This window comes from Arthrobacter sp. 01L42 (assembly GCF_056400005.1).
The window spans coordinates 388,505-401,326 of record NZ_JBFTSL010000001.1; the positions used below are offsets into that span (position 1 = coordinate 388,505).

The following is a 12,822-nucleotide window of genomic DNA, read 5'->3' on the forward strand; positions in this document are numbered from 1 at the left end:
CGGGGCATTCTTTGTTCGAGTGGCTAGTACTTGAAGTTCAGGACCGTCACTGTGCCGGCCGTCAGCTTGAACTGCTGCGTCTGGGACTTGAACGCGAAGCCGGGCACCGTGGCGCGCTTGGCGAGGGGCGTGGGCTCGGTCTTGGCGCCATCGATCACGGTCTGGTCCTCGGCTGCGTAGTTGGGTCCGCTGAGCTGGGTCATGGTCCCGGTGACCGGTTTGCCCGGAAGGTTCAGGGTGACGGAAGTCTGCGCGGCCTTTTCGGGGTCGTTTTCGTTGATGATCACCACGCTGGTGCTGCCGTCGGCGTTCTGCAGCGCGTAGCTGAACGCCGGGCCGCCTCCGGCGCTGTTCACTTTCATGAACTTGCCGGCCTCCAGCTCGGCCACCATGGAGATGCCGAAGAAGTTGGCCCGGCCGGACATCTGGCCATTGCCGAACGGGTAGGCCCCGGCGCTGCAGATGGCGGACAGGGGCGGGCCGCCCTTGCAGGTCAGCAGCGAGCTGTGGAAGCCGATTCGGGTGATGCCCAGCTGGGCGGCGGTGAGGGCATAGTCTGCCGCCCAGAGCGCAGATGCGTGGGTGCGGGAGGTCTCATTGGAACCGGGGCACGCCGAGATCCCGGTTTCCGGAATCCAGGTTTCCAGGCCGGCGGCCTGACCCACCGCGAGGGCCGCCTTCTGGTAGTTGACGCCACGGTCGTGCATCGTTCGGCTCATCGCGTTTGCCAAGGTAGGCGAGTCCTGGGGCAAGCTGCCGTCACAGTTGGAGAGCGGGTAGTGGTGGAACGTCAGGATCTTCTTCTGCGGGAGGTCCGCATCGACGAACGGCTGCCACCACTTCTGGTCGTAGGCGCCCGGTCCGGAGATGGGCACATTCGGCGCCACTGCATAGATCGCGTTGGCGTAGTCCTTCAATTCCCGAATGTACTGATCCAGGCTGTAGCCACTGCCGGACTTCACATCGTTGAACACGAAGCCGTTGGGCTCATTGCCCACGGTGATGCTCAGCAGCCGGTCGCCAAGGATTGCCGAGGCGTTTTTGGCCATGTCCGCAGCCCGCGCCGGGTTGTAGTGGCCCAGGTCCACTGTGAGGCTCACCCTGGCGTCGCCGGCCTCCAGCAGGGTCTTGAGCCGGACCAGGTCTGCCGGGCCCACGGCCTTGACCGGGTGCGTCTTGTCACCCTTGTAGTCGGCGGGGACGGCCTCGCCGCTGGAGGTCCAGAAGAAACGCCGGTCCACGGCGTTGCCGCCGAAGCGCAGAACCGGCTGGTCGATCTCCTTGAGCAGCTTGACCATCGACGCGTTGTCGCTGCTGAGGTCGGGATCGGCCAGATCCGTGGCCTCCAGGGAAATTCCCGCCATGCCCTTGTTCAGGGAAGTGCCCACGAGGTCGCCGGAGACATCGACCTTGAGGGGCTCAACCTTTTCCAGCGGCGATCCGGCCGGCGGACCCGGCTGCGCGTAATATGTGACGGTCGGGCCCACCTCGGCAGGGGCGAGCGCCGGTGCCGACTGGGCCGGGGAAGAAGCGGCCGGCGGGGCCGGCGTCGGGTTTCCGAGGGCGAGGGGAACCAGTACTGCTGCGGCGGCGGCGATAATTCCGGCGCCGGCGATCAGCCCTGCGCGCTTCCTGTGTCCCGCGCTTGTGCCCGCACTCTTACCGGGGTTTGCGGGTTGGGCGGGGTCGGGGCTTTCGGCTTTCCCGGGGGAAGAGTCGAATTTGGCCATGGGGGATTACCTCCGGAAGTTTGTGGCACGTGCCCCCAGCTTAGCCAAGGGCGGAGGCCGCCGCTGACCGGAAGCCCCTGGACAACGTCCCGTGCACGGTCCCGGACAAGATCCCGGCGGAGGCGCCGCCCGGAGCGGACCAGCGGCGGCAACGCCGCAGGTCAGGCGCGGTCCGGGGCCGGCCGGCGGAACGTTTCGCGGGCCGGCAACCACACTGCGGCGGCGGCCAACAGGATGCCGCCAGTGACCCCAAAGGCCCAGCCGTAGCCCAGCCGGTCCGCCAGCAGCCCGGCCACCACCGGTCCGACAATCGCGCCGCTGTCGGAAGCCATCTGGAAGACAGCCAGGACGCGGCCGCCCGAGCGCTCGTTGCCGATCACGTCGGCGATGGCGGCCTGCTGGGCCGGTCCGAGCAGTCCGGAGCCGATCCCGGCGCAGGCGGAGGCGAGCAGGAACCAGGGCAGCTGGTGGGTGAAGCCGATGGCCGCCGTGGCGGTGCCGGTGACCAGCAGTCCGGCCAGCAGGAGCGGCTTGCGGCCGAGGCTGTCCGCGAGCCGGCCGGAAAACGTCAGCGCCACCGCGTTGCCGCCGGCAAACACCGCCAGCGCCCAGCCGGCCGATTCCGGACCGGCGCCGAGCGCAACGACGGCGAAGAGCGGCACTGTGGCCATCCGAACCCCGAAGGTGGCCCAGCCGTTGGCAAAGCTCGAAAACAGGCCGGCCCGGTAGGCGCTGTCCCGCAGCGCGTCCCGCAGTTCCATCGCAGGGGCCGTGGCGCCGGGCTGCCGCGAGGCGGCGGGGACATGGCTGAGCTGGGTCTGCACCACGACGGCGGCCAGCACCAGGGCCCCCGCGTAGGCCAGGAACGGCACCCGCAAGCCGAAGCTGGCGAGCATCCCGCCGACGATTGGGCCGCAGACGTTGCCGATCAGGAAGGCGGAGGCATAGGCCCCGGAGACCCGGCCGCGGCTTTCCGGCGGCGCGAGGCGGACCACGAGCGCCATGGACGCCACCGTGAACATCACCGAGCCAGCCCCGCCGAGGCCGCGGAAGACCAGCAGCTGCCAGTAATTCTGGGCGAAGGCGCAGGCGGCCGTGGACACCGCGACGATCAGCAGCCCGGCCACATAGACCGGCCGTTCGCCCAGCTTCACGATCAGGGTGCCCGCGGCCGGTGCGAAGACGAGCCGCATGAAAGCGAAGATGCTCACGATCACGGCCGCGGCGGTCGCCCCGACGTCGAACGTGGTGGCGAACTGGGGCAGAACCGGTGCCACGAGGCCGAAGCCGATCGCAATCAGGAAGGCCGCCACCAGCATCACCTTGATGTCCCGGGGCAGCCGGGAACGGCCCGGGGCCCGGGAGGGCACCTCGGCTGCGGCGTCGCCGGCGGGGCGGGAGGTCTTGCTCATAATGCGTTCGTCCTTGGGAAGATGCGGTGCCGGCTGGCGGCGGGTCCAACAAGTGCGGGAATAATCCGCTGAAACATAACCGTAACAAGTGTGAGATGCACCATTTACGTCCGGGAGGTTCTTGTAACAACCCGGCAATGTAAATCCTCCGCCAGCGAAACACGGCCCCGCGAAACTCTTTCTAGAACGCAAATAAATGCGTTGGGACCGGCGGACTACTCCGCACCTAATAGCAAGAGAGGACGTAGACCATGGAACTCACCGCAGGTCTCGTTTGGCTCCTGGTCGCCGCGGCACTCGTGCTGTTCATGACCCCGGGCCTGGCATTCTTCTACGGCGGCATGACCCGCGCCAAGTCGGCTTTGAACATGATGATGATGAGCTTCGTCGCCATTGGAACCGTCGGCATCATGTGGATCCTGTGGGGCGCTTCGATGGCTACGACCAACGAAGACAACTTCTACCAGATCTTCGCCAACCCGTTCAGCCACTTCGGCCTGCACAACTTCACCGAACCGGCCGACCTGCTCAAGGTCGGCTACGCGGCCACGTTCGCGATCATCACGGTGGCCCTGATCTCCGGTGCGGTCGCCGACCGCGCCAAGTTCTCCGCCTGGGTGGTCTTCACCCCCATCTGGGCCACCCTGGTCTACGCGCCGATGGCCTTCATGGTCTGGGGCGGCGGACTCTTCTCCGCGAATGGCTGGTTCGGCCAGACGTTCGCGCCGGTCATCGACTTCGCCGGCGGCACCGTGGTCCACATCAACGCCGGCGTCGCGGGCCTGATCCTGGTCCTGATCATCGGTAACCGCAAGGGCTTCGGCAAGGACCCGAACCACCGCCCGCACAACATTCCGTTCGTCATGCTCGGTGCCGCAATCCTGTGGTTCGGCTGGTTCGGCTTCAACGCCGGTGCCGCTGCCACTGTGGAGCAGGCCGGCCTGATCTGGATCAACACCCTGGCCGCCCCGGCCGCAGCCATGCTCGGCTGGCTCGCCGTGGAGCGCTTCCGCGACGGTCACCCGACCTCCCTCGGTGCCGCGTCCGGCGTGGTCGCCGGCCTGGTCGCCATCACCCCGGCCTGCGCCAACGTCTCCCCGCTGGGTGCGATCGCCCTCGGCGTCGTTGCCGGTGTGGCTTCGGCGCTCGCCGTCGGCCTGAAGTTCAAGTTCGGCTACGACGACTCGCTCGACGTCGTCGGCGTCCACCTCGTCTCCGGTGTTGTCGGCACGGTCGCAATCGGCTTCCTGGCCACCCCGACCCAGGGCGCCGCGGGCCTGTTCTACGGCGGCGGCACCACGCAGCTGGTCGCCCAGAGCCTCGCGGCAATGATGGCCATCGTCTTCACCGCCGTGATGACCTTCATCATTGCCTTCCCGATCCACAAGCTCATGGGCTTCCGGGTTTCCCAGGAACAGGAAGTTGTCGGTGTGGACCTGAGCCTGCACGCAGAGACCGCCTACGAGTTCGGCGTCGGCGGGCACGGCGGCAGCTTCCAGCCGCTGCACGAACTGATCACGGGCAAGCCGATGGGCGGCGAGCCGCAGGAGGAAGGCGCAGCCGCCGAAGTGCCGGTGGACGCCGCGTCCAACGGCAAGCAGAACGCAACGGGCAAGGAAAGTGTGGGGGCATGAAACTGATCACGGCAATCGTCCGACCGGAAAAGCTTGAGGCTATTCGCGAAGGCCTGGAAGCCTACGGTGTGCAGGGCCTCACGGTCAGCGCAGCCAGCGGCTACGGCCGGCAGCGCGGCTACACCGAGGTGTACCGCGGGGCCGAGTACAACGTGGACCTGCTGCCCAAGATCCGGGTGGAAGTCCTGGCGACCGACGAGCAGGCGGACGACATCCTCGATGTCATCATCGCCAGTTCCAACACCGGCCGGGCCGGCGACGGCAAAGTCTGGACGATGGATGTGTTCGAGGCTGTCAGGGTCCGTACCGGAGAGCGTGGTTCGGCAGCGATCTAGCTGCCCCGCTCCATGCCGCTAGGGCCAACAGACACAGCGGCGTTGACACGGCACTGACACAGCGGGCCGGATACCTGAGAAGGTATCCGGCCCGCTGTGTCGGTGCTGCTTGTGTCGTTAGTGCTGTGTCGTTGCTGCTGTGTCGGCCCGGCGCGGGATCCGCGCTGGCCCTGCCGCGACGAATCTAGGCCGGCCAGCCCTCCGGCCCCGGGGTCCCGGCCGGATATTCCTCCAGCGGGACATGTCCGGCGGTCCAGGATTTCAGCACCGGCGCCAGGATGCGCCAGCAGTCTTCGGCCGTGTCCGCCCGCACCGAGAGCAGCGGATCCCCGGTCAGCACGCCCTCGAGCACTTCACCGTAGGGGAGGAGTTCGGAGGCGCTCAGTTCGGCTTGCAGCGTGGCCCGGTCCAGGCTCAGGACATTGCCCGGGCCGTTCACGTCGACGTCGAACTGCAGCGTGTCCGGGCCAAAGCCGATCCGCAGCTGGTTGGGGGCGTCCACACCGGTGAACCCCTTCGGAAGGTGCGGCACCGGCCGGAAGGTCACCACGGCCTCCTTGCGTTTCTGGCCCAGCGCCTTGCCTGAGCGCAGGATGAACGGCACGCCCTGCCAGCGCCAGTTGTCGATCTCCACCTGCACCTCGGCGAGGGTTTCAGTAGCCCTGGACGCGTCCACGCCCTCCTCCTTGGCGTAGTCCGGGATGTCCCGGCCGTGGATCGAACCCGCCGTGTACCGGGCCCGGCGGCTGCTTTGCCGGTAGGGGGCCTTGATGCTGCTGGCCCGCAGCACGGTGGCCACGGCATCGCGGAGATCGCGTTCGTCCACGGATGCCGGCGGCTCGATTGCCATGAGGGCCATGATCTGAAGCAGGTGGCTTTGGATCATGTCACGGAGCGCCCCCGCGCCGTCGTAGTAGCGGGCGCGGCCTTCGAGGGCGAGGTCCTCGTCGAAGATGATCTCGATTTTTTCGATGTTCTGCCGGTTCCACACCGGCTCCAGGAACGTGTTCGCGAAGCGCAGGCCAAGGATGTTCAGGACCGTTGCCTTGCCGAGGAAGTGGTCCACGCGGTGGATGTGGTCCTCCGGGACCAGCGCGGCCAGCGTCTTGTTCAGGTGGCGCGCCGACTGCTCGTCGGAGCCGAACGGCTTCTCCATGACCAGCCGGGTGCCGGCGGGCACGTCCTCCGGCGCCAGGGCCTCGCACGCGAGCTGGCTGACCCGCGGCGGCAGGGCGAAGTAGACCGCCACAGGTCCCTCCAGTTGCGCCAGGAGCCCGGCGAGCTGGCCCTCGGCCGTGACATCGAGCTGGTGGTAGGTGCTCTCCTTGCGGATACGCTTGAGCTCCCGCTTGCCGTGGGCGTCGGCCTTGGAGTCCTCGTCCGCGAACGACTCCTCGATCCGGCCAAGCCACTGCTCCGGCGTCCAGGGGTCCGATCCCGCTCCCGCCAGGGCGAGGCCGTCGGCGCGGCCCCGGGCCACCAGGCGGGCAAGCCCCGGTAACAGGAGCCTTCCGGTGAGATCGCCGGAAGCGCCCAGGATGAGCAGGGTTTTTACAGTTGTTTGGCTGGTCACCTACGCCAGCATGCCATCTTGAAGGCGCATCTTGGTACCCTAGATAGTCGAGTCCTGTTGTCGTGGCGGTTCGTCCAGGCGAATACCAGTCGCGACGCTGGCGTGCCGCACCGGCCGCCACCTGTAGATCCACTGAAAGAAGTGCACGGCGCGTGTTCAATTCACTCTCTGACCGGTTGACAGCAACCTTCAAGAATCTGCGTGGCAAGGGCCGCCTGACCGAGGCGGACGTTGACGCCACAGTCCGCGAGATCCGGCGTGCCCTCCTGGACGCCGATGTCGCTGTGCCCGTGGTCCGGGAATTCACCGGCCGTGTGCGCGAGCGTGCCCTCGGCGCCGAGGTCGCCGGGGCGCTGAACCCGAGCCAGCAGATCGTGAAGATCGTCAACGAGGAACTCGTCGAGATCCTCGGCGGCGAGACCCGCCGGATCCGCCTGGCCAAGACCGGACCCACCATCATCATGCTGGCGGGCCTCCAGGGCGCCGGTAAGACCACCCTGGCCGGCAAGCTCGCCAAATGGCTCAAGTCCCAGGGCCACAGCCCCATGCTGGTGGCCTGTGACCTCCAGCGGCCCAACGCCGTCACCCAGCTGCAGGTGGTCGGCCAGCGCGCCGGCGTACCCGTGTTCGCCCCGCACCCGGGCGCCACGTCCACCGAACTGGACCACCCTGCCGGTGACCCCGTCGCCGTCGCCCGTGACGGCGTCGAGGAAGCCAAGCGCACCCTGCACGACGTCGTGATCGTGGACACCGCCGGCCGTCTCGGCGTCGACGCCGAGATGATGGAGCAGGCGCGCCAGATCCGCCGCGCGATCGTCCCGAACGAAGTCCTGTTCGTGATCGACTCCATGATCGGCCAGGACGCCGTCAACACTGCCCTGGCCTTTGACGAGGGCGTCAACTTCACCGGCATCGTGCTCTCCAAGCTCGACGGCGACGCCCGCGGCGGCGCCGCGCTCTCCGTCGCGTCGGTGACCGGCAAGCCGGTCATGTTCGCCTCCACCGGCGAAGGCGTGGACGACTTCGAGCTCTTCCACCCGGACCGCATGGCCTCGCGCATCCTCGACATGGGTGACGTCCTCACCCTGATCGAGCAGGCCGAGAAGTCCTGGGACAAGGATGAAGCCGCCCGGATGGCGAAGAAGTTCGCCGACCAGGAAGACTTCACCCTCGATGACTTCCTCGCCCAGATGCAGCAGATCCGCAACATGGGCTCCATGAAGAAGATGCTCATGATGATGCCGGGTGCGCAGAACATCCGCCAGCAGCTGGAGCAGTTCGACGAGCGCGAGATCGACCGCGTCGAGGCCATTGTCCGCTCGATGACCCCGCACGAGCGCGTGGCTCCGAAGATCATCAACGGCTCCCGCCGGGCCCGTATTGCCCGGGGTTCCGGCGTGCACGTCTCCGAGGTCAACGGACTGCTGGAACGGTTTGCCCAGGCCCAGAAGATGATGAAGAAGATGGCCGCCGGCGGCGGGATGCCCGGCATGCCGGGGATGCCCGGCATGGGCGGCGGGGGCGGAGCCCGCAAGGGAGCCAAGTCCGCGCCCAAGAAGAAGGCCCGCTCCGGCAACCCGGCCAAGGCGGCGCAGGAACTGCGCGACGCCGAGGCCCGGCGTGCCGCCGGCCCCAAGGCGCTGCCCACCGGCGCGTCGTTCGGCCAGCAGGGCGGCGACTTCGATCCGTCCCAGCTGAACCTGCCGAAGGGTTTCGACAAGTTCCTCGGCGGCAGCAAGTAGCCGCAAGTGCTGACGGCCGCCGGCACTGTGTCGCCGGCAGCATCAGCACTGAAGTGCCATAGGGTTAGACAATGTTCAAGCAGCGCGTAGTCTTCGTCCACGGGGACGGCAGCTTCGGCGCCGCCGCGTGGCCAAAACAGCACGGAATGGCGCTGGACTACGACGCCCTGTTCCTGCGGCGGCACGGGTTTGACGCCGTCGCGGAACCGCTCGAATCCAGCTTCGCCGCCGACGCCGCCATCGTGCTCGCCTCGCTGGCAGACGACGGCCGCGGCGAGGCCGGCGGCCATGTCGTGGCCCATTCGCAGGGCGCGATCGCTGCGATGATGGCCGCCGTCGAACGGCCCGACCTCGTCCAGTCGCTGACCCTGGTGGAACCGGCCTGCCTGTCCCTGACCGCGGAGCTCCCGGCCACCGCCGCGCACCGGGCCCTGATGCAGCCGCTCTTCGACGTCCGCCACAACCTCAGCGACGACGACTTCCAGCGAGAGTTCATCCGCCGCGCGTTCGCGGCGGACGCCCCCGGGGCCACGACGCCGGAGGCCCTCCGGGCTGCGCGCCGGCTCCGCCTGCAGGCGCCGCCGTGGGAAGCCCCGCTGCAGATCGTGCCGGGCGTGCCGACCCTGGTCCTGACCGGCGGCTGGGAACCGCTGTATGAGGAAATCGCCGGCTACCTGCGCGAGACCGGCGCCCTGCACCGCACGGCGCCGGGAGGGCACCGGCCCCAGGATTCAGCCGAAGGGGACCGGGCCATCCGCTCCTACATTGCCGAGGTCGGCCGGCACCAGCACGCCCGGGCGTCCTAGGAAGCTGCGGGTTCTCCCACCGAGGGCTGCGGCAGGTAGACCTTGCCGCCCGAGGCGAGGAACTCGTTGCTCTTCGCCCGCATTCCGGCCGCCATCTGCGCTAGGGCCGCCTGCGAATCTGCTGATCCGTATTCGTCCCGGATGTCCTGGCTGATCCGCATGGAGCAGAACTTCGGACCGCACATCGAGCAGAAGTGGGCTGTCTTGGCCGGCTCCGCGGGAAGCGTCTCATCATGGAAGGCCTCGGCCGTGACCGGGTCCAGGGACAGCGCGAACTGGTCCCGCCAGCGGAACTCGAACCTTGCCTTGGACAGGGCATCGTCGCGTTCGTGCGCGCCGGGGTGGCCCTTGGCGAGGTCCGCGGCATGGGCGGCGATCTTGTAAGTGATCACGCCCGTCTTCACATCGTCCTTGTTCGGCAGCCCGAGGTGTTCCTTGGGCGTGACGTAGCAGAGCATGGCGGTGCCGTAGCGGGCGATCTCGGTGGCGCCGATCGCCGAGGTGATGTGGTCATAGCCCGGTGCGATGTCCGTGACGAGCGGCCCGAGTGTGTAAAACGGGGCGCCCTTGCAGAGTTCCTGCTGGCGCTCCACGTTTTCCCGGACGAGGTGGAAGGGCACATGCCCGGGACCCTCCACCATGACTTGCACGTCGAAGTCCCAGGCCCGCTGCGTGAGCTCGGCCAGGGTGTCCAGTTCGGCGAACTGTGCCGCGTCGTTGGCATCCGCCGTCGCGCCCGGCCGCAGTCCGTCGCCCAGGGAGAACGCGACGTCGTAGTGTGCGAAGATCTCGCACAGCTCATCGAAGTGGGTGTACAGGAAGTTCTCCCGGTGGTGCGCCAGGCACCAGCCGGCCATGATGGAACCGCCGCGGGACACGATGCCGGTGACCCGGTTGGCCGTCAGGGGCACATACCGCAGCAGCACGCCGGCGTGGATGGTCATGTAGTCCACGCCCTGCTCGCACTGTTCGATCACGGTGTCCCGGAAGATCTCCCAGGTCAGGGCGTTCGCCTCACCGTTGACCTTCTCCAGCGCCTGGTAGATCGGGACCGTTCCGATGGGGACGGGGGAGTTGCGGATGATCCACTCGCGCGTGGTGTGGATGTCGTCCCCGGTGGAGAGGTCCATGACGGTGTCCGCGCCCCACTGCGTGGCCCACTGGAGTTTGTCGACCTCCTCGGCGATGGAGCTGGTCACGGCGGAGTTGCCGATATTGGCGTTGATTTTCACCAGGAACGACTTGCCGATGATCATCGGCTCGGATTCGGGGTGGTTGACGTTGTTGGGAATGATCGCGCGGCCCGCGGCCACCTCGCTGCGCACCAGCTCCACATCGCAGTTCTCGCGCAGCGCGACGAACCGCATTTCCGGGGTGATGACACCGTCCCGGGCGTAGCGCATCTGCGTGACGGTCCTGCCCTCAGCGGCCCGGCGCGGCACCGGCCGGCCGCCCCGCCACTCGGCCGACGCCGCACCGCGGCGCACCGCCGATTTGCCGTCGTCGAGCAGCTCCCGTTCACGGCCGGCGTAGGGTTCGGTGTCCGCCCTGGCCTCAATCCAGGGGGTGCGGAACGGCTCCAGCCCGCGGACCGGATCGCTGCCCGGTCCGGCAGTGCGGTACACCCGGAACGGCGGGTTCCGGATGCCGCCCGGGGAGGGTTCCAGGGCGATCTCGGTCACCGGCACGCGGATGCCGTGCTCCGGATCCGTGCTGAAGGCCAGCGAGTGGGACTTCAGCGACTGCGTGGTGGCTGCGGACTGAATTTGGACAGGGCTGTGCTGTGTCACTTGGGTGTTCACGGAAAAGCTCACTTCCTTCGCCGGCATTACCCGGACAGGTTCAACGGTCGCAGGCTGCGTCAGCCCGATCTCAGCCCCTGCAGGGGCACCCGTGTGGTCGTAGACGAAACTACCACGCACCTCCGGCCGGCCCTCGAGTGTGACGCGGACGGCGGACCGCGGTGTTAGCGTGGCACGGTGACTCTGCCCAGGGCCGTGCCCCGCATCCGGATGGCGACGCCGGAAGACCTCCCGGCGCTGCCGGTTCTCGAGGCCTCAGCAGACCGCATCCTCGAAGCGGAGCTGGGGAACCAGACGCTCCCGGCTCCGGAGTTGACGGCGCCGGTTGAGCCGCTCTTCATACTTGTCGCCGGAAACCCGCCCGTAGGGTTTGCCCGCGTTGACGAGGTCGGCGGCCAGGCCCATCTGGAACAACTCTCCGTGCAGCCGGACTCCGCCGGGCGGGGGATAGGACGGTCCCTGGTGGAGGCGGCCCTTGATGCGGCCCGGAGCCGTGGCTATTTATCGATGACGCTTTGCACCTTCGCAGGCGTCCCGTTCAATGCGCCGTTTTATGCGAGCTGCGGTTTCGAGGAACTCGCCCAGCCAGGACAGGCGTTGGGCGCCCTGCGGATCCACGAAGCGCAGCTGGGGCTGGACGGTCTTGGCCGGCGGATCGTCATGCGGATTAGGCTTTAGGTCATGACCGGCATCATCGAGTTCAGCGGCCCCATCCTCACCGCGGCGGACCAGGAACGCCGCGGGCTCTGGTCGGTGGGCGGCCTGCTAACCTTCCGCCGTCCGGCCGCCGCGCCCGACCTCGTGCTGGACGGCTGGGTCATGCCCGGCCTCGTGGACGCGCACTGCCACATCGGCCTCGGCCCGGGCGGGGACGTTACCGAGGACACCGCGGAATCCCAGGCCCTGGCGGACCGCGACGCCGGGACACTCCTGGTCCGCGACGCCGGCGCCGTCCACAACACACGCTGGCTCCAGCAGCGCGCGGACCTGCCCCGGATCATCCGCTCGGGCCGGCACCTCGCGAGGGCCCGGCGGTACCTGCCGGGCCTGGCCGTCGAGGTCGAGCCGGAGGATCTCGTCGAGGCCGTGCGGAAGCAAGCCCGCGCGGGCGACGGCTGGGTCAAGCTCGTGGGGGACTGGATCGACCGCGACGCCGGCGACCTCGCCGCCAGTTTTCCCGCCCGGACGGTCAAGGACGCCGTCCGTGCCGCCCACGATGAGGGGGCCCGCGTCACCGCACACTGCTTCGCCGAAGACACCCTGGATGACATGCTCGATGCCGGGATCGACTGCATCGAGCACGCCACCGGGCTGCTGCCGCGGCACCTGCCGCGCTTCCTCGAACAGGGTGTTCCGATCGTGCCCACCCTGATCAACATCGCCACGTTCCCGGACATCGCCGCCCGGGCGGCGGCCAAGTTCCCCCGCTACGCAGCCCACATGCGCTCGCTGTGGGAGCGCCGGGCGGAGCGGATCCTCGAAGCCCACGAGGCCGGGCTGGCGATCTATGCCGGTACCGACGCCGGCAGCGTGATCAGCCATGGCAGGATCGTGGACGAGATCCAGGCCCTGCACGCCGCCGGCCTTTCCGCCGCTGCCGCCCTCAACGCCGCGAGCTGGTCCGCGCGGACCTGGCTCGGCGCGGAGTCCATCGGTGAAGGGGCAAGCGCTGATGTCCTCGTCACGGCCGAAGATCCGCGGAGCAATCCGGCCACGCTCCGCCGGATCCGGCATATCGTGCTGCGTGGGCTGCCGGTAGACCGGGTGCCAGTCCATGTTTTGGAATAA

Annotated in this window: 10 protein-coding genes and 1 riboswitch; of the genes, 6 read left to right on the top strand and 4 right to left on the bottom strand. The window is 68.2% G+C overall.

All coding sequences use genetic code 11. The features are described 5' to 3' along the window. Nucleotides 1–23 precede the first annotated feature (23 nt). Nucleotides 24–1,730: a hypothetical protein gene (locus AC1DN2_RS01640; RefSeq protein WP_476848954.1), complete on the bottom strand. Its 1,707-nt coding sequence runs from the start codon at nt 1,728–1,730 to the stop codon at nt 24–26. A 161-nt stretch (nt 1,731–1,891) separates the two neighbouring features. After that, complete coding sequence (locus AC1DN2_RS01645; RefSeq protein ID WP_476848955.1) at nt 1,892–3,142, bottom strand: MFS transporter; 1,251 nt, start codon at nt 3,140–3,142, stop codon at nt 1,892–1,894. Nucleotides 3,143–3,393: 251 nt separating this feature from the next. Between AC1DN2_RS01645 and AC1DN2_RS01650 the strand changes: the two genes are divergently transcribed. Beyond that, entirely contained in the window at nt 3,394–4,776 is a 1,383-nt protein-coding gene (locus AC1DN2_RS01650) for an ammonium transporter (protein WP_476848956.1), read from the top strand. Further along, nucleotides 4,773–5,111 carry a P-II family nitrogen regulator gene (locus AC1DN2_RS01655; protein WP_028276847.1) on the top strand — a complete coding sequence of 113 codons (339 nt, stop codon included), beginning with the start codon at nt 4,773–4,775 and terminating at the stop codon, nt 5,109–5,111. Before AC1DN2_RS01650 ends, AC1DN2_RS01655 begins: the two co-directional genes overlap by 4 nt. Before the next feature lie 184 nt (nt 5,112–5,295). Here the strand turns inward: AC1DN2_RS01655 and AC1DN2_RS01660 are convergent, their stop codons facing one another. Continuing rightward, nucleotides 5,296–6,684, bottom strand: coding sequence for a glucose-6-phosphate dehydrogenase (locus tag AC1DN2_RS01660; RefSeq protein ID WP_476848957.1), 1,389 nt, complete (start codon nt 6,682–6,684; stop codon nt 5,296–5,298). A gap of 152 nt (nt 6,685–6,836) precedes the next feature. On the opposite strand from AC1DN2_RS01660, the gene ffh reads away from it, so the two are divergent. Together ffh and AC1DN2_RS01670 are read left to right on the top strand one after the other, a co-directional pair. Beyond that, nucleotides 6,837–8,426: a signal recognition particle protein gene (gene ffh, locus AC1DN2_RS01665; RefSeq protein ID WP_476848958.1), complete on the top strand. Its 1,590-nt coding sequence runs from the start codon at nt 6,837–6,839 to the stop codon at nt 8,424–8,426. Between the two features lie 71 nt (nt 8,427–8,497). Further along, the gene (locus AC1DN2_RS01670) at nt 8,498–9,232 is read left to right on the top strand and encodes an alpha/beta fold hydrolase (protein ID WP_476848959.1); all 735 of its coding nucleotides are present in this window, start codon (nt 8,498–8,500) and stop codon (nt 9,230–9,232) included. On the opposite strand, the gene thiC is transcribed toward AC1DN2_RS01670, so the two are convergent. Next, the gene (gene thiC, locus AC1DN2_RS01675) at nt 9,229–11,034 is read right to left on the bottom strand and encodes a phosphomethylpyrimidine synthase ThiC (RefSeq protein WP_476848960.1); all 1,806 of its coding nucleotides are present in this window, start codon (nt 11,032–11,034) and stop codon (nt 9,229–9,231) included. The two genes, AC1DN2_RS01670 and thiC, sit on opposite strands and share 4 nt — an antisense overlap. Then, a riboswitch (TPP riboswitch) is annotated at nt 11,030–11,137 on the bottom strand. Its footprint overlaps the gene before it by 5 nt. 74 nt (nt 11,138–11,211) lie before the next feature. Between thiC and AC1DN2_RS01680 the strand changes: the two genes are divergently transcribed. Together AC1DN2_RS01680 and AC1DN2_RS01685 are read left to right on the top strand one after the other, a co-directional pair. Next, on the top strand, nt 11,212–11,712 hold the full coding sequence (locus AC1DN2_RS01680) for a GNAT family N-acetyltransferase (RefSeq protein ID WP_476848961.1): 501 nt from the start codon (nt 11,212–11,214) through the stop codon (nt 11,710–11,712). Nucleotides 11,713–11,715: 3 nt separating this feature from the next. Beyond that, a complete protein-coding gene (locus AC1DN2_RS01685; protein ID WP_476848962.1) occupies nt 11,716–12,822 on the top strand; it encodes an amidohydrolase family protein in 1,107 nt (368 codons plus the stop codon).